General features: G+C 62.8%; 16 protein-coding genes. 3 read left to right on the top strand and 13 right to left on the bottom strand.

Annotated features, from left to right (window positions below):
* Window positions 1-330: 330 nt before the first annotated feature.
* The 5 genes from MC381_RS14155 to MC381_RS14135 form a co-directional block, all read right to left on the bottom strand.
* Window positions 331-1017 (bottom strand): type 1 glutamine amidotransferase domain-containing protein, encoded by a 687-nt coding sequence (locus MC381_RS14155; protein ID WP_251978393.1) that lies wholly within the window; start codon window positions 1015-1017, stop codon window positions 331-333.
* A gap of 91 nt (window positions 1018-1108) precedes the next feature.
* On the bottom strand, window positions 1109-1714 hold the full coding sequence (locus tag MC381_RS14150; RefSeq protein ID WP_251978392.1) for a TetR/AcrR family transcriptional regulator: 606 nt from the start codon (window positions 1712-1714) through the stop codon (window positions 1109-1111).
* Window positions 1715-1924: 210 nt separating this feature from the next.
* Window positions 1925-3040, bottom strand: coding sequence for an ABC transporter permease (locus tag MC381_RS14145; RefSeq protein WP_251978391.1), 1116 nt, complete (start codon window positions 3038-3040; stop codon window positions 1925-1927).
* Between the two features lies 1 nt (window position 3041).
* The gene (rbbA, locus tag MC381_RS14140; RefSeq protein WP_251978390.1) at window positions 3042-5843 is read right to left on the bottom strand and encodes a ribosome-associated ATPase/putative transporter RbbA; all 2802 of its coding nucleotides are present in this window, start codon (window positions 5841-5843) and stop codon (window positions 3042-3044) included.
* Window positions 5840-6928, bottom strand: a complete 1089-nt coding sequence (locus MC381_RS14135) for an HlyD family secretion protein (protein WP_251978389.1) — start codon at window positions 6926-6928, stop codon at window positions 5840-5842. Before MC381_RS14135 ends, rbbA begins: the two co-directional genes overlap by 4 nt.
* 559 nt (window positions 6929-7487) lie before the next feature.
* Between MC381_RS14135 and adhP the strand changes: the two genes are divergently transcribed.
* Window positions 7488-8516, top strand: a complete 1029-nt coding sequence (adhP, locus tag MC381_RS14130; RefSeq protein WP_251978388.1) for an alcohol dehydrogenase AdhP — start codon at window positions 7488-7490, stop codon at window positions 8514-8516.
* Window positions 8517-8558: 42 nt separating this feature from the next.
* Here the strand turns inward: adhP and MC381_RS14125 are convergent, their stop codons facing one another.
* The 8 genes from MC381_RS14125 to MC381_RS18300 are packed head-to-tail and all read right to left on the bottom strand — an operon-like array spanning window position 8559 to window position 16162.
* The gene (locus MC381_RS14125) at window positions 8559-10439 is read right to left on the bottom strand and encodes a V-type ATP synthase subunit A (protein WP_251978387.1); all 1881 of its coding nucleotides are present in this window, start codon (window positions 10437-10439) and stop codon (window positions 8559-8561) included.
* Window positions 10436-11182, bottom strand: a complete 747-nt coding sequence (locus MC381_RS14120) for a hypothetical protein (protein WP_251978386.1) — start codon at window positions 11180-11182, stop codon at window positions 10436-10438. Before MC381_RS14120 ends, MC381_RS14125 begins: the two co-directional genes overlap by 4 nt.
* Window positions 11179-11853 carry an ATPase gene (locus tag MC381_RS14115; RefSeq protein WP_251978385.1) on the bottom strand — a complete coding sequence of 225 codons (675 nt, stop codon included), beginning with the start codon at window positions 11851-11853 and terminating at the stop codon, window positions 11179-11181. Before MC381_RS14115 ends, MC381_RS14120 begins: the two co-directional genes overlap by 4 nt.
* A 7-nt stretch (window positions 11854-11860) precedes the next feature.
* Window positions 11861-12307 carry an ATP synthase subunit C gene (locus MC381_RS14110; protein WP_251978384.1) on the bottom strand — a complete coding sequence of 149 codons (447 nt, stop codon included), beginning with the start codon at window positions 12305-12307 and terminating at the stop codon, window positions 11861-11863.
* A complete protein-coding gene (locus MC381_RS14105; protein WP_251978383.1) occupies window positions 12295-14100 on the bottom strand; it encodes a V-type ATP synthase subunit I in 1806 nt (601 codons plus the stop codon). Before MC381_RS14105 ends, MC381_RS14110 begins: the two co-directional genes overlap by 13 nt.
* The gene (locus MC381_RS14100) at window positions 14097-14645 is read right to left on the bottom strand and encodes a V-type ATP synthase subunit D (RefSeq protein ID WP_251978382.1); all 549 of its coding nucleotides are present in this window, start codon (window positions 14643-14645) and stop codon (window positions 14097-14099) included. Before MC381_RS14100 ends, MC381_RS14105 begins: the two co-directional genes overlap by 4 nt.
* 13 nt (window positions 14646-14658) lie before the next feature.
* Window positions 14659-16041 carry a V-type ATP synthase subunit B gene (locus tag MC381_RS14095; RefSeq protein ID WP_251978381.1) on the bottom strand — a complete coding sequence of 461 codons (1383 nt, stop codon included), beginning with the start codon at window positions 16039-16041 and terminating at the stop codon, window positions 14659-14661.
* Window positions 16031-16162 carry a hypothetical protein gene (locus MC381_RS18300; RefSeq protein ID WP_264297442.1) on the bottom strand — a complete coding sequence of 44 codons (132 nt, stop codon included), beginning with the start codon at window positions 16160-16162 and terminating at the stop codon, window positions 16031-16033. The genes MC381_RS14095 and MC381_RS18300 overlap by 11 nt, the downstream gene beginning before the upstream one ends.
* A 365-nt stretch (window positions 16163-16527) precedes the next feature.
* Between MC381_RS18300 and glgP the strand changes: the two genes are divergently transcribed.
* On the top strand, window positions 16528-19041 hold the full coding sequence (gene glgP / locus MC381_RS14090; RefSeq protein ID WP_251978380.1) for an alpha-glucan family phosphorylase: 2514 nt from the start codon (window positions 16528-16530) through the stop codon (window positions 19039-19041).
* Window positions 19042-19310: 269 nt separating this feature from the next.
* Window positions 19311-20690 carry an arylsulfotransferase family protein gene (locus MC381_RS14085; RefSeq protein WP_251978379.1) on the top strand — a complete coding sequence of 460 codons (1380 nt, stop codon included), beginning with the start codon at window positions 19311-19313 and terminating at the stop codon, window positions 20688-20690.
* The last annotated feature ends 95 nt before the right edge of the window (window positions 20691-20785 follow it).

Genomic DNA, 20785 nt, shown 5'->3' with positions numbered 1-20785 from the left:
GGGCGTTATCGAGGTCCATCTTCGCCCCGTCGAGCCGCGAGAGGCAGGGGCCGCCGATTGCTTGAATCGGCGGCCTGAGCAACATCAAGGTTGTGTGCAGCGGAAGTTCTCCGCGCGGGTTTCATCGCCGCCGGTGTATTCGGCATAGGCAGGATAGGTGCAGATCGGCATCTCGTGCCCCGGCATCGAAGGCGCCGAGGCGGGCATGCTTTCGGGGGCGTCGCCACTGTTCTGCCAATTTTCGAGCAGGGTCAGCGGGTCGAAATCGCACCGGATACCGTATCCCGGTATAGCCGACCGATGGTCGGCTTGAGGAGTTCGGTGTGCCGTTCAGCTGGCGCTGCCCAACCGCTTGATCAGCAATTCTGCAGCCGGTGCCGAAGAAGCCGGGTTTTGGCCGGTAATCAGCAGACCATCCTCCACCACGTAGGGCCCCCAGTCCGCGCCGCTTGTGAACTCGCCACCCTTGGCTTTAAGTTCGTCTTCGACTAGGAACGGCACCACGTCGGTCAGTTGCACGGCGTCTTCTTCGGTGTTGGTGAAACCGGTGACCTGCTTGCCTTCCACCAGCGGATGGCCTTCGGGCGTCTTCGCATGGCGCAGAACTCCCGGTGCATGGCATACCAGTGCGATCGGCTTGCCGGCGGCCTGGAAGGCTTCGATCAGAGCGATCGAGTCGCGGTCCTCAGCCAGATCCCACATCGGGCCATGGCCACCGGGGTAGAACACCGTGTCGAAATTGGCCTGGTCCACGCTGTCCAGACGCACAGTGGATGCCAGTTGCGCCTGGGCCTGCGGATCGGCTTCAAAACGACGGGTGTCGTCGGTCTGGAAGCCCGGCTCGTTGCTCTTGGGATCGAGCGGCGGCTGCCCCCCTTTGGGAGAAGCCAGCACGATTTCGGTGCCAGCATCCTTGAACACGTAATAGGGCGCAGCCAGCTCTTCCAGCCAGAAGCCGGTCTTGTGGCCGGTGTTGCCAAGTTGATCGTGCGAAGTCAGAACGATGAGAACCTTCATGTTTACGTCTCCGTATTGCGATTAGACCGGTCGTCTATAATTTGACCGTAGAATTCGCACGCCCAGCGGGCGTGCGGGAATGCCTCTGCCGTCACGACGACAGGTGTAGCGTCTGGTACGTGCGCTTTAGGGCTGTCTCGAATGGGCCGACATCGCGCACGATCTTCACCATCACGCTGGCTCCCAGCCACAATTGGTACAGGCTTTCTGCGGCATCACGGGGCGTGCCGTCGATCGACAGCGAACCTTCCTTTGAGCCGGCCTCGATTGCGCGTGATAGCTTCTCGATGATCGCTGCCGTGCCGCGTTTGAGCGCCAGGCGCATGGCCTCAGACAAATCGGCCACCTCGGCTCCGAGCTTCACCGCCAAGCACTTGCCTTGGCAGTCTTGGAACGACTGGTTGTCCTGCCAAGACTGCCAGTAGCGCATCAGGCGCTGGGCCATATCCATACCCGGTGTACGCAGAATGGTGTCGATGTCGGCCAGATACTCCACAAAGTACTGATCCAGTAGCGCTTCGCCGAAGGCGTCCTTGGAACCGAAATAATGGTAGAACGATCCCTTCGGCACACCAGCGGCGGCTAGGACCTCGTTGATGCCCACTGCTGAGAAGCCCTTGCCGGCAACGATTCGCTGGCCTTCGGCAAGAATGCTCTCTCGAACATCTGTGGTTTTAGGAGGGTGTGAAGTATTCATTCATCTTATGATAGACACCAATAGACCGGTCGTCTAGTCCCTCCTGCGCAATGGTTTCTATCGTCTCCCGGGCCACCGCTTTTCTCCGTGGGCGACAGAACAGGCGCCAATACCCGCGTCGAATGGAACAGTGCGATGGGAGAGAGCATGCCTAACATCAGGGCTGGCGAGTTGCGATAGGGCAAGTACGATGCCATGCACCGAGCGCGCCTAGACCATCGACTGTCGGAGCCGGAAGAGCGCGAAGGTGAAAAAGACGCTGCCGATCGTGCCCAGCGCCAGCAGTTGTGGCCAGACAACGGATAGCCCCGCGCCGCGAAACAGCAGCAGCTGCCCGAACTCGACGAAGTGCGTGGTCGGTGCCAGCAGCATGATCTGCTGGATCGCTTCGGGCATGCTCTCGCGGGGCGTCATGCCGCCGGAGAGGACCTGCAGCGGAATCAGCGTGAGGATGATCAGTAGCCCGAGCTGGGGCATGGAACGCGCGACGGTGCCGAAGAAGATGCCCATCGACGTCGTCGCGAACAGGTGAAGTGCGGCACCAGCCACGAACAGGCTCAACGAGCCACGAATGGGAATGGCCATCCATCCACCGACGATAAACTCCAGCGACAGCACGGCCGCGATCAGCACCACGAGGCCCATCGACCAGACCTTCGCTGCCATGATCTGGAACGGTGTCACCGGCATCACCAGCAGGTGTTCGATCGTGCCGTGTTCGCGCTCGCGGATCAGCGCGGCGCCGGTGAGGATAATCGACAGCATCGTGATCTGGTTGATGATGGCATTGATGGCGCCGAACCAGGACTGAGTCAGATTGGGGTTATAGCGCGCGCGGATGACGGCGCGGGCCGCCTCGGGCTCCCTTCCACCTGTGGTGTCGAGAAAGCGCGAGACCTCCGTTGTCAGAATCTGCTGGATGTAGCCGGCACCGCTAAAGGCCTGGCTGACCTGAGTGGCATCGACGTTGAGCTGAATCGCGGTCGCGCTGCCGCGCAGCAGATCGCGCTGGAATGTCGGCGGGATATCCAGGGTGAAGGTGTAGCGACCACGATCCATGCCGCTGTCCATTTCTGCCCGGTCGGCCGGGACCGGTGGCAGAAAGTAGGGCGGTTGAAAGGCGTCCAGAATCTGTCGCGACAGGGGCGACTGATCCTCGTCGACGACGGCCATGGTGGCCCGATGCGGAATCTCCGGCATGCTGTTGGCACTCGAATAGACACTAAGACTGAACGCATAGGCGATCAGCACGAGCAGGGCGGTATCGCGCTTGAGCGCGCGCAGCTCCTTGATGCCCAGATGGAAGATGTTGGCGAGCGTGTGCATGTCACGCCTCCTGTTTCTTCAGGCCGGGAAAGCTGAACAGTGCAAGCAGCGGGATCGCGACCAGCAGGGCAACATAGTCGGGCCAGAGATCGACGATACCCAGGGCCTTGGAGAAGATACCGCGGCTGATGGTGAGGAAATGGGCGGTCGGATAGAGCTGGCCGAAAAGCGCGGCGCCGCCTTCCATGGCCGAGACGGGATAGTTCATGCCGGAGAACTGGATGGCAGGAATGAGCGTGACGATCGCCGTGCCGAAGATCGCCGCGATCTGGCTGCGAAACAGCGCCGAGATCAGAAAGCCCAGACCGGTGGCACAGAGGATATAGAGCAGTGCCGCCAACGTCAGCGCCGCGAGGCTGCCTTTCAGCGGTACCTCGAAAACGAATACCGACAGTGCCACCAACAGCAGGAAGTTGCCGAGTCCCAGGGCGATATAAGGCAACTGCTTGCCGATCAGGAATTCCAGCCGCGACACAGGCGTGACATGAAAGTTGGTAATCGATCCCAGCTCCTTCTCTCGCACCACGCCGAGGGCAGTCAGCATGGCCGGGATCATCATCAGCAGTAGCGGGATGATGGCCGGCACCATGGCGGGCAGGCTCTGCACGTCCGGGTTGTAGCGATAGCGCAGAGCAACGTCGAAGACGGCTGGCGACGTTGAAGTCATGCGATCCCGTTGCTCCAGGTAGGTGTCGTGAATGCCCTGCACGTAGCCTTGGATCGTCTGGGCTCGGCTTGGCATGGCACCATCGATCCAGAAAGCGACTTCTGGCGTGTCGCCGCGCTTCAGGTCGCGCCCGAAGTTCGGTGGTATCTCCACCGCGAGGCTGATATCGCCGCGCTGCAATCGGCGTTCGAGGTCATCGTAGTCGCTCAGCGCCGGCTGTTCGTCGAAGTATCGCGAGCCCGTCAGGTTGAGCGTGTAGGCCTCGCTGGTCGTCGTTTGATCGCGGTCGAGCACCGCGTAGCGAAGGTTCTCGACATCCATGGTGATGCCGTAACCCATGATGAACATCAGCAGCAGCGTGCCGACTAGTGCCATGGCGCCGCGCACCGGATCACGCTGAAGTTCCTTGCTCTCGCGTCCGGCGTAGCCGAACAGTCGGCGCAGGCTGAAGCGTACCGGACGCGGGAGATCGGCTCCGTTCGTGGCAGGCTGTGCATCGATTGAGGACAACAGGCTGGCCGACACCGCAGCGGTGCGCTCGCCGGATGACGCCGAATCTGGCGGCAAGGCGTCGCGCAGATAGGCAATGAACGCTTCCTCCAGCGAGTCGCAGCCGCGTTTGGCCTGGAGCGCTGCTGGCGTATCGCTGTCGAGTACCCGACCGGAGTGCATCAGCGAGATGCGATCGCAGCGAAGGGCTTCATTCATGAAATGGGTCGAGATGAAGATCGTGACGCTCTGTGACCTCGAGAGCTCGATCAGCAGTTGCCAGAAATAATCTCGGGCAATCGGATCGACCCCCGAGGTCGGCTCGTCGAGAATCAGGATCTCCGGTTCGTGCAGTACGGCGACGGCCAGCGACAGGCGCTGGCGGATACCCAAGGGTAGATCGCCGGGCAGTCGGTCAGCGACGTGATGGAGATCGAACTGGTCGAGCAGCGCGTGACAGCGCGGGTGTCGACGCGCGGCGGGGATCTCGAAGAGTCGTGCGTGGAGTTCGAGGTTCTGGCGTACGCTTAGCTCGCCGTAAAGCGAGAACGCCTGCGACATGTAGCCGACCCGACGTCGCGTTGCGATGTCGCCGGGATCCACCGGCTGGCCGAATAGCCTGGCTTCGCCGGCATCGAAGGGCAACAGACCGGTCAGCATCTTCATGGTGGTCGACTTGCCGCAGCCGTTGGAACCGAGAAAGCCGAAGATCTCGCCGCGCTCGATGCGGAAATCGACCTGGTCGACCGCGGTGAAATCGCCGAACCGCTTGGTCAGGCCGTGCGCTTCGATGGCGGTATCGGAGGTGCCGAGTCGCGGCGGTATCTTGACCGACTCGTGACCGCGCCGTTTGGCTGCCGGCAGCAGGGCGATGAACGCCGACTCCAGTGAATCGCTGTGCGTGCGGGCCAGCAGCGCGGAAGGTTCGCCCTGATCGAGGCATTGTCCGTCATCCATGGCTACCAGCCAGTCGAAGCGCTCGGCTTCGTCCATGTAGGCGGTGGCGACGACTACGGTCATGCCCGGGCGGGCGCCGCGAATCCGTTCGATCAGCTCCCAGAACTGGCGGCGCGAGAGCGGGTCTACCCCGGTGGTGGGTTCGTCCAGGATCAGCAGGTCGGGATCGTGAATCAGTGCACAGCAGAGCCCCAGCTTCTGTTTCATGCCGCCAGAGAGCTTGCCGGCCGGGCGCTCGACGAAGGGTGCCAGTCCGGTGCTCTGCGTTAGCTCGTGGATGCGGCGGTCGCGCTCTTGCCGGCTCTGGCCGAACAGCCGTCCGAAGAAGTCGAGATTCTCCCGAACGCTGAGTGTGGCGTAGAGATTCTTGCCCAGGCCCTGGGGCATATACGCGATGCGAGGGCAGATACGCCGGCGATGGGCAGTCTTGGCCATGTCCCCGCCAAGCACCTCGACCGTGCCCTCCTGTAGCCGACGGGCGCCGGCGATCAGGGCCAGCAGGCTGGATTTGCCGACGCCATCGGGACCGATCAAGCCGATCATGCGCCGTGCGGGTAGCGTCAGCGTGACGTTGTCGAGGGCCACCTGACGCCCATAGCGCAGCGAGACGCCAGCCAGCCGCGCGACACAGTCGTCGCGACTATCGTTACTCAGGGCGTTGCTCAGGGCATTGCTGAAGACGTCGATCATGGCGTCGCGTCGATGCGCACGTTTACCCGAAGCGATTCGGGCCACTCGGCCTGCGGGTCCAGCTTGACGTAAGCCATGCCCGGCAGGCCGGTCTTCACTTGCTGAATATGCTGGTGCAGCAGATCGGCGTCCAGGCGGCCGCGCACCCGAAACATCAGTTTCTCGCGCTCATTGCGGGTCTCCACGGTCTTGGGCGTAAACTGCGCGACGCTGGAGACGAAGCTGACCCGAGCGGGCAGCACGTAGTCGGGAGCGGCATCCAAGATCAGATGAACCTCATCACCGAGGACGACCCGGCCGGCCTGTTCCGTCGGCAGGAAGAAGGTCATGTAGACATCGGTGAGATCGACCAGGTTGAGAACCTTGCCGCCCGCTCCCACCACCTCGCCGGGTTCCACGATGCGATACTGGACACGGGCAAGACGGTCGGCACGGAGGGTGCTGTCGTCGATGTCCGACTGCACCCGCTCGACGCTGGCCTGAGCGGCTTCAATCGCCGATTCGGCCTCGATTACCTGCGAACGGGCGGCGCCGACGCTGGCCTCGGCGGCCGAAACCTGCGCCTCGGCGGCGGCCAGCGCGGCGCGTGCACTGAGCATGCTGGCGCGATCATCGTCGACCTGCTGGCGGGAGATCACGTTGCGCTGCAGCAGACTGCTGGAGCGTTCGTAGCGTCGTCTTGCCGCGTCCTGTTCGGCGTCGCGCTGGCCGACGGTAGCCACGGCCGCCGCGCGCTGGCTGTCGGCTTGCGCCACCCCGGCTCTGGCCGTCTGTAGTGCGTGACGGGCGCGCTGTCGCTCCGCTTCGGCCTGACGCCGCTCCGCCGTCAGCGAATCCACGTTCATGCGCGCGACGATCTGTTCGGGTTCGACGAAATCCCCCTCGCTGACGAGGATGCTGTCGACTCGGCCGGCCAGCTTGGTGGCAATGTCGATCTCGGTCGCCTCGATGCGGCCGTTGCCGGCGGCTATCGATTCGCCGTAACCCGCGGGCGTGAGCCAGCGCCAGGCCAACCCGGCCAAGGCAGCCAGCAAGACTAACCCGAGTAGAGCCAGCAGCTTCCACCTGCGCGGCGACAGCGTCATAAACGAACTCCTGAGGTCAGGTCGGGGAGTTGGCGAGCGGTCACGTCGTCTCGTCGCTGCGAGATGGTGCCGGGCGCACCATCGGTGTCGACCTCTTTGCCCTGCGTAATCATGAGGTTTTTCCTGTTTCGCAACATGGCGTTTTATTGGACGATGGCAGACCGAAGAGGTGAATGCCCGGAGAACAACGACAACGCTTTTGGTAGATCATTAATACCGCTGGCCGTTACTGAAACTCGACTAATGATTAGCTTTGCAGATTTCTTTTATCTCATGCGCGTTAATTATTATTAGATTGCTGTCTATTTTTCAGAGTTGGCTCAGTTTTTAAAGACTTTTCAATCATTTAAATTGTTGTTATTGGCGGTTTTCCAAGCGCGGCCGATTGTCACTCCCCGGCGCTTCGAGAATGAATCGTAGGTGATTAAAGGATGGCGCGACACCTGCGACATTGATGCGCTTGAATCGGTCGGGTTGTTGCGCCAATCATGTTTTCGGGCGCCTCTTGCCCGTAGTGGATTTCCTGGCAGTTGAAAGCTCATTGCTGGAGGAGAGAAACGTGTCGGATTCAATGAAAGCGGCGGTCGTTCGTGCATTCGGTCAACCGCTCGAGATCGAGGAGTTGCCGGTACCACAGCCGGGTCCCGGGGAAGTGCTGGTCAAGATCAAGGCCAGTGGTGTCTGTCATACCGATCTGCACGCGGCGCACGGCGACTGGCCGGTCAAACCGACGCCTCCCTTCGTACCGGGCCACGAGGGCGCCGGCGTGGTGGTGGCGCTAGGGGAGGGGGTGACGCACCTCAAGGTCGGCGACGCGGTGGGTATTGCCTGGCTGCACGATGCCTGCGGTCACTGCGAGTTCTGCCTGACTGGCTGGGAAACTCTGTGCGAAAGCCAGAACATGAGCGGCTACACCGTCAACGGCAGCTTTGCCGAGTACGCGATCGGTCATGCGGATTACGTGGCCAAACTACCGGACGACGTTGATTTTGCTGCCGTGGCACCGATTCTCTGTGCAGGTATTACGACCTACAAGGGCTTGAAGGAGACCGATACGCGGCCGGGGGAGTGGGTCGCGATCTCCGGTATCGGCGGCCTGGGGCATGTGGCGGTGCAGTATGCCAAGGCGATGGGGCTACACGTGGTGGCACTGGATGTCGCGCCGGAGAAACTCGAGCTGGCCCGCCAGCTAGGGGCGGATGTGGCGGTCAATGCCAAGGATGAAGATGCCGTCGATCAGGTAATTGCCGCGACCGGTGGTGGCGCCCACGGCGTGTTGGTGACGGCGGTGTCGGTACCGGCCTTCAACCAGGCGCTGAGTTTCGTGCGCCGCAAGGGTACGATCAGTCTCAATGGGCTGCCGCCCGGCGGTTTCGAGACTCCCATTTTCGATGTCGTCCTCAAGCGCATCACCCTGCGCGGCTCTATCGTGGGGACCCGCAACGACATGGCGGAAGCCTTGCGGTTTGCTGCCGAAGGCAAGGTCAAGACCCATATTCACAAGGCCCGGCTGGAGGATATCAACCAGATATTCAGCGATCTCGAGCAAGGCAAGGTCGACGGGCGCATGGTCATGGTCATGGAGTAAATCCGGGAGGTAGACTCTCCGAGGCGTCGACGCCTCGGAGGATTAGGCCGTGCCGGTTGACGGGGCACGGCCTGATGCCGGTTCATCACCTGACGTGAGAACGCGCTCGATCGCCTCTCGATACAAGCGGTAGTTGTCGCTCTCGAACTCGGCGTAGTTGAGGTTGCGAAATAGGTCGGTCAACCGCGTGAAAGTCTCGCGAATCCGGGCCTTGTCCTCGAAGATGATCGGAGCATCGAGCACGCGCAGCAGCAGCTCGACCGAGGCTTTCTGGCGGGGCAGCGGCGTGGAAACATCCACTTTGTCGAAGGCGTCCTGCTGCAGATAGACCATGTCGATCAGCAGCGCCTGTTGCTGAGTCAGGTAGTCGCCGTCGCCAATGCCTTCCTCGCCCGTGACCTGCATCATGCGTTGAATCTCGTCGCCTGCCCGCAGCAGAGTCACGAGCCGCTCGATGCTGGCTCGCCACGGTTCGCCCATGGTGTCTCGAAACCAGGCGGCGAGCTGGTCCCCGTAGCGTGACCAGGAGATCAAGGGATCCACTGCGGGATAGAAGCGCTTATAGGCACGGTCGTAGCTCAGCCCGAGAAAGGTCTTGACGGTACCCAGGGTGCCTTGGGTTACCGGTTCCTCGAAGTTCCCCCCCGCCGGCGAGACCGTACCGATCAGCGTGAGACTGCCGACCTCCTCTCGTGTGGTCGCCAGCACGCCGGCACGCTCATAGAGCTTGTGGATCGAGGATTCCAGATAGGCCGGGAAGGCCTCTTCGCCGGGGATCTCCTCCAGGCGGCCGGAGGTTTCGCGCATTGCCTGGGCCCAACGCGAGGTCGAGTCGGCGATCAGTAGCACGTCGTAGCCCATCTGCCGGTAGTACTCGCCCAGCGTCGTACCCGTGTGGATCGAGGCCTCGCGGGCCGCGACCGGCATGGATGAGGTGTTGCAGACAATGACGGTGCGATCCATCAGCGTGCCGCCCGTATGCGGATCGGCCAGCTGGGGGAATTCGCTGATTGTCTCGACGACTTCCCCGGCGCGTTCACCACAGGCGACGATAATCACGATATCAACGTCCGAGTAGCGCGAGATCAGGTTTTGCAGGACGGTCTTGCCGGCGCCGAACGGACCGGGGATGCAGGCAGTTCCCCCCTTGGCGATCGGAAAGAAGGTGTCGATCAGGCGAATCGTCGTCGTCAGCGGCGTTTCAGGATAGCGGCGCTCGGCTCGGCCCCTTTGGATGAGTGTCTGACTCAGGGGATGGCGAACCGGCCAGCGCTGGGTCATGGTGACGGGATATTCGTGGCCTGTCTCATCGATCAAACGTGCGATCACCGTATCGATAGTGAAGGTGCCGGCCTGAATCCAGGTGACGGTGACAGGGCCCCGCAGTGCGAAGGGCACAAAGATACGGTGACGAAAGCGTCCCTCCTGTACCGTTCCCAGCACATCACCGGCTTCGAGCCGATCCCCGCTGCGCACGCCTGCCTCGAACGGCCACTCCCGACGGCTATCCAGCGCGCGCGCTTGCGTGCCCCGCTGCAGGAATGTGCCACCCTGGGCCAGCAGCCGCGGCAGTGGATTCTGCAGACCGTCGTAGATCTGGCCGAGCAGACCGGGGCCGAGCTCCACCGTCAATTGTTCCCCGCTCTGGATCACGGGGTCGCCGACTCCCAGATTCCGGGTGTCCTCGTAGACCTGAGCATCGGCCTCGCTACCGCGTACGCGCAGAACCTCGGCCTTGAGTCGGATAGCGCTCGTGCCGGTATCCGCTGGCGGGCACAAATAGACCACTTCGTTCTTGATCAGGCTGCCCCGGGTCGCGTCGTCGAGCGCGATGGTCACCACGTCGTCGTTGATGGCGACGACATGGGCCGTGGCGTCGGCCGACTGGGGGGACGTTGTTGTCGGTGATGCGGCCTGGCTCATGGTGCCGTTGCCTCGTGGTCAGTGAAGGGATCTCGGGCGGGCAGGGTGTCCACCCAGCGCAGGAAGCGCTCGCGGGCGATGTCGGGGTCGCGAGGTGCCGCACGAGAGAGCAACCACCAGCGGTAGAGATAGAGCATGATCGCTTCCAGACCACAGGGATTGACGGCCCGTTCGCGATGGAAATAAGCCCAGGCGATGTCGATCAAGCCGCGCTCCATGGTGTCGGCGCGCCCGCTGGCGACCGCTTCGGCCAAGCGTTCCAGGTAGGGGTAGCGATGCGCCAGATGAAAATCGGGATGCGACCAGGCGCGTGCGAGCTGCCGGCCCACGCCCGGCAGTGCCGATAAAGCGCCGGGCGTATCGCCACCGCGCTGACGAAGCGCGAGCGCTGCGCCAAGGCCGTTCAACGTGAGCCACCACTGCAGCCAGACATGAGCCTGACACTGGGCGGGCAGCGCCGTCAGCAGGGCGTTGGCCTGCGAGATCAGCGTGTTGTCGTCCGCGAAATGCCCCAGCCGCTGCGGTACCAGCAGGCGCTCCAGCACGTCGACAAGATGCCGGTCCTCGCGTGTCAGCAGCGCCAGGCGCTGCTCCAGCTGGACTCTCGTGATCGGCAGATGCTGATAGGTGTAGGGCGGCGGCAGGTGCGGCAGAGAGCTCACCAGCATGGTGTAACGATAGGCCTTGAACGCGTCATCCGCCGGCATGACAGGCCGTGCGATGGCGGAGGCTGCGCGGCTCAACTCACCACGCCTTCGAGCAGGGCCCTGAAGCGCGGCTGCAGGTGGCGCAGCAGCAGGGCGGCGATGGCGCCGTCGGTCAGGTCGACTTCGACCTGTCCATTTTCCAGCACGAAGCGCACGCCGGCGTCATGCCTGGCATCGCCGGACAGCACGATGCCGCGCTCGAGCATCCGCTCGGCGACCTCCGCCAGCAGGCCCGGTAGCGGGCCTTCGTGTAGCGCGCTGGCATCGGTGCGTAGCGCCTCCAGACCGATCACCGTCTCCGGGAGCAGCGCCACGCCCTCGAGTGTCTCCGGCACCGGCTCGCGTCCCGCTGCCTCCAGGATCAGGCGGGCCAGCAGGTCCGGGCTGTCCAGCGTCTGCCGCACCAGCGTCTGCAGCTCTCGCGCGAACTGCTTGGCAAAGGTATCGCGCGCGGTCAGGCAGAGATCACGATAGGCCAGCTGTAGCGCCTGATGCCCGGATCGTCGTAGGGTTTCGGCGTCGGCCTCGGCCGTCGCGCGCACGGCCGCGGCTTCTTCTTCGGCCTGCCTGAGCAGCCAGTCGGCGCGCTGCTGGGCCTCCTCGACCATCTGGGTGGCCTGCTGTCGGCCGGCCTCCACGCCTTGCTCGCGCAGGCTGTCGATCAGTGCCTGAATGCCTTGGCTGTTGGATTCATTGAAGGCGCTCATGGGAACCTCAACTGGGTAACGAGCCGCTCAAGACGAGCGCGAAGACGAAGGTGAAGACCGCAAACCCTTCGACGATGGCCGCCGGCGCCAGCGACATACCGAAGATTTCCGGCTTGTGCTTGGCGGCATCGATGGCACTGGCCAGCGAGCGTCCCTGATAGATGCCGTTGAACAGAAAGGCGATGCCGGCGAGCAGCCCGATGGCGGCGATACCGCCGCCATTGGCCAGTGTGACCTCCCGGTTGAGCGTGAACATGATCACGATACCGAGGATCGCCTGAGTCGAGGGCATGGCAGCGACGCCGATGAATTTGCCGTAGCCGCTCTCGACATCCAGCATGGCGCCGGCGGCGGCCTGCCCGGCCACGGTACAGCCGATCGAACTACCAATGGTGCCAAGGGCTACCGGGGCATAGATGCCCAGCCATCCGAGCACCACAATCACTTGATCCACGTCGACGCCTCCTTGTTGGCGAATGCTTGGTAGGGGCGTCCTTCGCCACGAATGCCCCAGTGCAGAAACTCGATCAGGTTGAGTCGCAGGCCGTGGACGACGCCCCCCATGAGAGCCAGCGCAAAATTGATCAGGTGTCCCAGCAGCAGGATCACCAGAAAGGCCAGCATGCCGCCTCCCGACAGGCTATCTCGCGCCTGCAGGGCCAGCTGGTTGAAGGTGACCGCCAGCGAGGCACTGGACAGCCCGAGCGCGAACAAGCGCATATAGCTCAAGGCGTTGCCGAAGGCCTGCGTTAGTCCGGCCAGCGACGTCACGCCGCCGGTCAGATGCTGTAGTCGATGGGGCCAGGTATCGAAGGGCTTGTCGCTGGAAAACCCCATCACGAGCAGAGCACCGACGATCAAACCGTAGCTCCAGGGCATGGCGAGAAGCGGCTCGGGGAGGGGCTGTTGGGTCGCCCGCCACAGCAGAAAGCCGCAGAGGAGCATGACGACCCAGCCCAGGTATCCCAAGGCCCGCCAGCGTGGGCGGGCATACCAAGCCGCTAAGGCGTTGGCGAGCATCAGGTGAACGACACCGACGGCGATGGAGAGCGTCATCATGGCGTCGAAGTCGTCCATATCGAGCCAGTGCAGGCTGCCTAGCCAGGAACCGGGTGGCGGAGCCAGGCCGAAGTAGCTGCCGACGAGCACACCGTAGATCAGCGATGTGGCGAACATCGCCAGCGCCAGATTGCCCAGTCGTCGGCCGGTGCGGGTTCGTTTCCAGCGGGGTCGGGACAGCAGGCAGAGCGCACCTCCGGCCAGGGCATAGCCGGCGTCGGCCAGGATCACGGCGAAGAACAGCGAGAAAGAGAGAAAGAGCATCATCGACGGATCCCAGCTGCGATAGTCGGGGAGCTGGAAGAACTTGAGCGCTTCCTCGCCGCCTGCCGCCCATTCCGGGTTATCGAGCAGAATCGGCGGCTCTTCATCGGCGGCTGGGGCGCGGTGCACCAGCGCCACAGGCACGACGTCGCACAGGGCATTGAGCGACGGGAGCTGCTGCGCGGGGACCCACGCACTGAGCCGGAACAGCACCTCGTCCGTGTCGCTGGCCCGTTCCGCCAGATCGAGGGCATCGGCATCGCTGGCCCGAGCGAGCTGGCTGGCGAGGTAACGAATCCAACGGGTGAGCAGGTAGCGCTCGGCATCCAGTTTTTCCAGCTCGACCTGCAGCGCGGCTTCCTCGAGATGCATCTTGCGCAGCGAGGCGCCGCCGGTGTGGGAGCGCTCGAACGGCACTTGCTCCGGTGTCGGCTCGGTTGGGGAGACGATCACCAGATAAAGCTGACGATGGTCGTGACTGATTACGACCCAGGGGAGTGCGATCGCCGCGAGCGCTTGGCGTTGGCTCAGGGGAGCCAGATAGAACCAGAGCCGCTGTCTGCCGATATCCGCGAGATCGGGAAACTCGAACTCGCCCCAGGGTTCGAGTTCTTGACGATGTCGATGCAGCAGCGTCAACCGGTCCTGGACCTGTTCGCGGCGGCGGCGATTGGCCTGAATCTCTTGCAGCAGTTGCTGGCGGTCGGGTTGAGAGGTCGGTGGCAGCATTCGACGTCGATAGGGGCTGGCCAGCAGGTAGCCCAGCGCCTCTTGTAGTTCGACGTGCGTGCGATGCGGTTCGCCACCCGTCAAGCCGCGGGTTTCGATGTGGGCGACACCGAGCGTCTGCAGGCGTTCGAGTATCTCGCGTCGGTGCGTGTAGCTGCCGATCAGCGTCGCTCTGCGCATGGTGACGATGCTCATTGCGCACGCGCCATGGCATGTTTCTGCTTGGCCAGCTTGGCGCGGACGACCGAAGCTCTCTCCTGGTCGGCCAGGTAGAGGTCGATACGTGCGATCTGTCGTTCGACCGTGGGGATCATCACCTTGGAGAACAGGTTGACGCGCTGCGTCACCGTGCGCGTGGCCGCTTTGAGCAGCGCCAGCCGCTGCTCGAGTACCTGGATCGCGATGCGCCGTCGTAGCGTCGCCTCGGCGTGCTCGACCAGTTGCCGTACCCAGTGCGCTTCGTTGAGCAGACCGATAGGGCGGTGCTCGATCTCGACGGCATCCAGGCGTGGCAGGTTGACCCCAACCAGATTTTCCTGCGTGACCCGCACCGCCGTTATCTGCAGCGGCGCTTCAGGTAACGGTACCTCGTCAGCCAGCATCGAAAGCTCCTCGCCGATAGTCGCCTGCTGTGCGGCTTTTTCGTCACGCAGTGCCTGGAGGTGGGTCTGTGCCTGCTTTTGCAGCATGAGCAGCATGCGCTGCTTCATCTCCAGCGCCGGCAGGTAGCGCTGGTACATGGCCCGCTGTCGCTTAAGACGACTGAGCGAGCTCTTGTTCAGCGTCGGCGTCGTGGTCGGCATGGTCGGGCCAGTAGGTGTCCTTGAGGGATTGCTTGATGACCACTTCGTCGCGCTGGAAGCACTCGGCCAAAAGGGCCCAGCAGGCGTCCAGCGCGGCTTCAAGCGGCAGGCGCACGTCCAGCCGCATGAAGCGTTCGCGGAAGCGCCGCGCGAAGCGCAGCAATTCGTGGTCGAAGGGAGAGAGCTCGAAGGCCATGGCCTGTTTCTGTTCAGCCTCGATGCCCTCCGCGTAGTAGCGAATCATGGTGTTCATGATCTGGCCGTGATCCTCGCGGGTCTGCTTGCCGATGACGTGCTGCTTGAGCCGCGATAGCGAGCCGAAGGGGTCGAGCACGCCGTCATGCAGGTAGAACTGGCCTTCGGTGATATAGCCGGTATTGTCCGGTACTGGATGCGTGACGTCGTGGCCGGGCATGGTGGTCACGCTCAGAATGGTGACGGAGCCCGCTCCCCGATAGTCACACGCCTTCTCGTAGCGTCGGGCGAGCTGGGAGTAGAGATCGCCCATGTAGCCGCGATTGGAGGGAATATGCTCCATGGCGATGCCCAGCTCCTTGAGGGCGTCGGCAAACGCGGTCATGTCGGAGAGCAGCACCAGGACTCGCTTACCTTCTTCAACCGCCAGACGTTCGGCGACCGCCAGGGCAAGATCCGGAATGAGCGTCCGCTCGACCACCGGGTCGGAGGCGAGATTGACGAACATGACGCAGCGGGAGAGCACCCCGGCCTCTTCGAAGGCTTGGCGGAAAACATGAAAGTCATCGTAGATCAGGCCGATACCGCCGAAGACCACGACATCGGCGTCGGCCTGGATACCGATACGCGCCAGCAGGGCGTTATGAGGCTCGCCGGCGACCGAGAAGATAGGGATCTTCTGGCTCTCCACCAGGCAGTTGAAGACATCGATCATCGGGATGTCGGTGCGGATCATGCGCGACGCGAGAATGCGCGCCATCGGGTTGACCGTCGGACCGGCGATATCGACGCGTGGATCGTCGTCGAGCCGGGGGCCGAAATCCATCGGTTCGCCGGCACCGTTGAAGACCCGGCCATAAATGTTATGAGAGTAGATGGCCTGCATCAGACGGCCCAGGAAGCGAATCTGAGCCCGGTTTGATAGCCCCTGGGTGCCGGCGAAGACCTGAAGTGATACCCGGTCGCGGTCGATGCGAGCGACCTGGGCCAGCGAGAAGGGGCGCCCGTCCTGTTCGATCAGCGCCAGCTCGCGATTGCGCGGCAGGATGCCCAGCTTTTGCGCCGCGCGCGCATCGACTTCGACGATATCGCCCACGATCGACAGGATGCCGCGGAAAGACGTGGCACTACGGCGCATCGTGGCGATTCTCCTGACCGATCGAGACAAGCAAGTTGCCGGATACAATGCGGACGTCGTCAAATAAAACGAACACGTCGAGATCGATCGATTGAAGCGGGAAAGTCTTGTCAGCGTGCATCGATAACTCCCTGAACACGGACCGTATTTGAAACTTAGCATGCCAAGGAGTTGCCTTGTAATGTGCCGCGTCGCGAGTGCGGCATTTCACCACAAGGCCCGGCATGGTGGCGTTAGGTGGCTTTAGCATCAGAATGACTCAGGGCATTTTGGGATGCGATTATCAGTTTATAAACAAAATCAAAGTATTAAGTGATATCTTGATACTAGAGGAAGTTAAGTATACTTGTGAGTTTTATCGTTGATTGTCGATTTGTCTCGTAGCGCGCTCGTTTAAAGCGCATTGGACGACATTGTCCGGGTCGGGAAATCGCGCCAGACTGATTGCAGGCATCCGCGATTCAACCGGTGAGGTGAGGTGAGGCGATGGCAGCGCGTGACGAGACGGCGGGCGATATGCCCGACTACGAACATCTGGTCGAACTGGCGCTGGATCTGAGCTGCACCTGGCACCAGGAGACCGACTGGATCTGGCGCGCGCTCGATGCCCGGCTCTGGCACCTGACGCACAACCCCTGGGCGGTGCTGCAGACGGTGTCCCGCGAGCGCCTGCACCACTTCCTGTCGGATGCCGGGACCGCGGTGCAGCTGCGTGCGTTGATCGCCGCGCGGCGTGTACGGTCCGAACATCACGCCGAGACACCATTGGGGGCAGGGGACACGCCGTTCTCGATTGCCTATTTCAGCATGGAGTTCATGCTCAGCGAGGCGTTGCCAATCTACTCTGGCGGATTGGGCAACGTGGCCGGTGATCAGCTGAAGGCGGCCAGTGATTTCCATTTGCCGGTGATCGGGGTCGGCCTGCTCTATCAGCGTGGCTACTTTCGGCAGACGCTGGATGCGCAAGGGCACCAGCAGGCGCTCTATCCCTACAACGACCCGGGGCAACTGCCGATCTCGCCGGTACGGACGGCGCAAGGCGAATGGTTGCGTATCGAAGTGGCGCTGCCGGGCTACTCGATCTGGTTACGAATCTGGGAGGCGCGGGTCGGCAATACGCGGCTCTATCTGCTCGACAGCAACGACGTGGCCAACTATCCGGTCTACCGGGGGATCACGAGCGAACTCTACGGTGGCGACGAAGAGGTACGCCTGAAGCAGGAGATGCTGCTTGGCCTCGGCGGCTGGCGGCTGCTCGAGATGCTGGATATCCGACCCGAGGTCTGTCACCTCAATGAAGGGCATGCGGCGCTGGTGGTGCTCGAACGTGCCCGCTCGCGAATGGAACAGCACGGAGAGCCCTTCGATGTCGCTTTCGCGATCACCCGAGCCGGCAATCTTTTCACTACCCACACGGCGGTGGAGGCTGGCTTCGATCGCTTCTCGCCGTCACTGATCGTGCGCTATCTGGGAGAGTACGCGGACCATCGATTGGGCATTGGTATCGATGCGCTGCTGGCGCTGGGGCGCAGCCGACCCGAAGATGCCAGCGAGCGCTTCAACATGGCCTATCTAGCCTGCCGTGGCAGTCGAGCGGTGAACGGCGTCAGCCGTCTCCACGGCCGCGTCTCGCGCGCGATTTTTCAGCCTCTCTTTCCTCGCTGGCCAACGTGGCAGATCCCCATCGCGCATATCACCAATGGCGTGCATATGCCGACCTGGTCGTCGCCGGCTGCGGAATCGCTGTGGATGCAGTTCTGCTGCCAACCTCATTGGCTATCCGGCGAAGACGTGCTGGGTGCCGCCATGGAGGTCGTTCCGGCGGCCCGACTCTGGGAGCTGCACAAGCTCTCGAGCCGCCAACTGATCGCTTACGCCCGGGAGCTACTGGCGCGGCAGGTAGCGGTCTCCGGTGGTAGCCCCGAGAGCATCGAACGGGCGCGCCACGTGCTCGACCCGGAGGCGCTGACGCTGGGGTTCGCGCGGCGTTTCGCCACCTACAAGCGGCCTAACCTGCTTTTGCACGATCCCGAGCGTCTGGTGCGACTGCTGAGTAGCGCCACGCGTCCGGTTCAGCTGCTGGTGGCCGGCAAGGCGCATCCCGCCGATCGGGCCGGGCAGGAGATGATCCGGCAGTGGGTCGACTTCTCACGGCGACCGGACGTGCGTGCCAGCGTGATCTTTCTTGCCGACTACGATATGCGGCTGACCCAGGAGCTGGTGCGCGGCGTGGATGTCTGGATCAATACGCCACGGCGGCCATGGGAAGCCTGCGGCACGAGTGGCATGAAGGTGCTGGTCAACGGCGGGCTCAATCTGTCGGAGCTCGATGGTTGGTGGGTGGAGGCCTATCGGCCGGACTTGGGGTGGGCGTTGGGCGACGGAGAGGAGCACGGCGACGATCCCGCCTGGGACACTCGGGATGCCGAGGTGCTGTACGCACGACTCGAGAACGAGATCGTGCCGGCCTTCTATGATCGTGACGAACATGGCGTTCCGCAGGCCTGGGTAGCGCGTATGCGCGCCAGCATGAGCCGGCTGACGCCGCGCTTCTCGGCCAGCCGAATGCTCGGCGAGTATTACCGACGCTACTACCGCCCGCTGGCGGCCGCTTTCCGCGAACGCGAGGCGAATGCGGGGGCGCTAGGGCGCGAGATCGCCGACTGGCAGCGTGGTATCGAACAAGCGTGGCCAGCGGTCGGCTTCGGTGAATGCCGGGTGACGAGCGAGCCCGGACACCATCACTTCGCCGCGCAAGTGCATCTTGGTGGGCTGGTGCCCTCGGCGATCAGAGTCGAGCTCTATGCCGACGAGACGCCGGCCGAGGCTGCGGTCTGTCTGGCGATGGAAGCCGATACCGAGATGGTCGGGGAGTCCTGTCGCTTCACGTTGTCGCTGGCCACCGAGCGCGATGCTGATGATTTCAGTCTGCGCGCTCGCCCTTGGCACGACGCCGTCGCGCTACCGCTGGAAGATCCTCGCATCCTCTGGCAACGCTGATACGCCTTGGCAACGCTGCCACGTATTCGCAACGCCGCCACATATTCGCAACGCCGCCACATATTCGCAACGAAAGTCGGCGGCGAGGTTACGCAGTGGCGGTGACTGGCAAGCAAAACGGGCCATTCGTCACATCAAGACTACGAAAAGGGATGAACCCTGCCTGCAGGCTCTCTCTCTAAGTCTTGATCGACCGTGGGTGGAGTCATCGGCTTCACGGCGGACGACCGAGCCGATGTCCGGCTCGGAAATTCGAACAGGAGCTCGACATGGACGCGTCCAGGCCTCCCGGGCGTTCGCCGAACGCCGATACTGCTGCCGACACGCTTGGCGATCGGATCTTCAAGACGCTGGCGATCATTGCCTTGCTGGTCATTGTTTTTGTCGTTGGCGCTTTCTCGGTGGTGACGAACTTCTTTCCCGGCCCACAGATCCAGAATGCCTACCAGGCCGGTCAGGCGCTCTATCATCAGATGACCGACTACAGTGACGTTTTCAAGGGGGATATCTGGCGGGCGCAGCGCACCGATACTCGCGGCGTGACGCAACACGACCCGCAGCTCGCGCGTGAAGGGCTGACGCTCTATACGGTGGGGACCGAGCCTGCTGCCTATCTGATCGACATGTCGGGAAACGTGGTCCACGAGTGGCGAAAACCTTATAGCGAAGTGTGGCCCGATGGCGAGGGAATCCCCAACCCGCGCCCTGACGAGTTCATTCACTTTCGCAACGCCCAGGTGCAGCCCAACGGGGATCTGATCGCGCTCTATGAGGGGAATGGCGACACGCCCTACGGCTATGGGCTGGTCAAGCTCGACAAGGACTCCAACGTGATCTGGCGCTACGCCGGACGCGCCCATCATCAGTTCGCGATCGGCGACGACGGACGTATCTACGCACTGGTACACGGCATCTTCGACGATGAACTCGAGGGGTTGAGCTATCTCAAGCCGCCGCGTCTGGAAGACTCCCTCGTGGTGCTATCGGCCGACGGGAAGGAGCAACAGCGGACGCGCTTGTTGCCGGCGATTCAGACCTCTCGCTACCGAGAGTTGCTGGATAACGTGCCCGGCATCATGGTGGGGGATCCGATTCATGCCAATGCCGTCGATTACATTGACGCCGACAAGGCCCGACATTTCGCCTTCGGTGACGAGGGCGATCTGCTGCTGTCGTTTCGTGAGACCAGTTCGATTGCCGTTATCGATCCGCGCAGCCAGGAGATCAAGTGGGCCACGCGAGGGCCCTGGATTCGTCAGCACGACCCGGATGTGCTGCCCAACGGCGATATCGCGCTGTTCGACAATCGTGGTCACTATCACGCGGCCGAGGGCGAGACGCGCATTCTCGAGTTCGATCCCCGCACGATGGCAATTCGCTGGCAGTACGCCGGCACGGCCGAACACCCGCTGGAGAGCGAGATCCGCGGTGATCAGCACCGACTCGACAACGGCAATACCCTGATCAGCGAATCCGATGGGGGGCGTCTGGTGGAGGTGACGCGGGACGGGCGCATCGCCTGGGAGTATGTGGTCCCGACGCGTGGCGGCCCGAATCACGACAGGATTCCGATCATCGGCTGGTCGCAGCGGCTCGATCCCGACGACTTCGACGCCAGCTTCGCGAGGTCTCTGATGCCGGCGGGGTGAGCGCCGGCTGTGATGAAGTCGGCGGCATTGGTAAACCTGGTTATTGTTTGAAGTTGACCACGGGGCATGGCACCCTTTGTCAACTTTTAGAATAA

This window comes from Salinicola avicenniae (assembly GCF_023736115.1).
GTDB lineage: Bacteria > Pseudomonadota > Gammaproteobacteria > Pseudomonadales > Halomonadaceae > Salinicola > Salinicola avicenniae.
This window is presented reverse-complemented; position numbering and strand designations above follow the sequence as displayed.

Bases quoted from the DNA above. Each gene is read 5' to 3' on its own strand.
- MC381_RS14115 (WP_251978385.1), bottom strand. From the start codon at position 11,853: ATGAGCGCCTTCAATGAATCCAACAGCCAAGGCATTCAGGCACTGATC.
- rbbA (WP_251978390.1), bottom strand. From the start codon at position 5,843: ATGATCGACGTCTTCAGCAATGCCCTGAGCAACGCCCTGAGTAACGAT.
- MC381_RS14100 (WP_251978382.1), bottom strand. From the start codon at position 14,645: ATGTACCAGCGCTACCTGCCGGCGCTGGAGATGAAGCAGCGCATGCTG.
- glgP (WP_251978380.1), top strand. From the start codon at position 16,528: ATGGCAGCGCGTGACGAGACGGCGGGCGATATGCCCGACTACGAACAT.
- MC381_RS14125 (WP_251978387.1), bottom strand. From the start codon at position 10,439: ATGAGCCAGGCCGCATCACCGACAACAACGTCCCCCCAGTCGGCCGAC.
- MC381_RS14085 (WP_251978379.1), top strand. From the start codon at position 19,311: ATGGACGCGTCCAGGCCTCCCGGGCGTTCGCCGAACGCCGATACTGCT.
- MC381_RS14135 (WP_251978389.1), bottom strand. From the start codon at position 6,928: ATGACGCTGTCGCCGCGCAGGTGGAAGCTGCTGGCTCTACTCGGGTTA.
- MC381_RS14095 (WP_251978381.1), bottom strand. From the start codon at position 16,041: ATGCGCCGTAGTGCCACGTCTTTCCGCGGCATCCTGTCGATCGTGGGC.
- MC381_RS14105 (WP_251978383.1), bottom strand. From the start codon at position 14,100: ATGAGCATCGTCACCATGCGCAGAGCGACGCTGATCGGCAGCTACACG.
- MC381_RS14145 (WP_251978391.1), bottom strand. From the start codon at position 3,040: ATGCACACGCTCGCCAACATCTTCCATCTGGGCATCAAGGAGCTGCGC.
- MC381_RS14155 (WP_251978393.1), bottom strand. From the start codon at position 1,017: ATGAAGGTTCTCATCGTTCTGACTTCGCACGATCAACTTGGCAACACC.
- MC381_RS18300 (WP_264297442.1), bottom strand. From the start codon at position 16,162: ATGCACGCTGACAAGACTTTCCCGCTTCAATCGATCGATCTCGACGTG.
- MC381_RS14150 (WP_251978392.1), bottom strand. From the start codon at position 1,714: ATGAATACTTCACACCCTCCTAAAACCACAGATGTTCGAGAGAGCATT.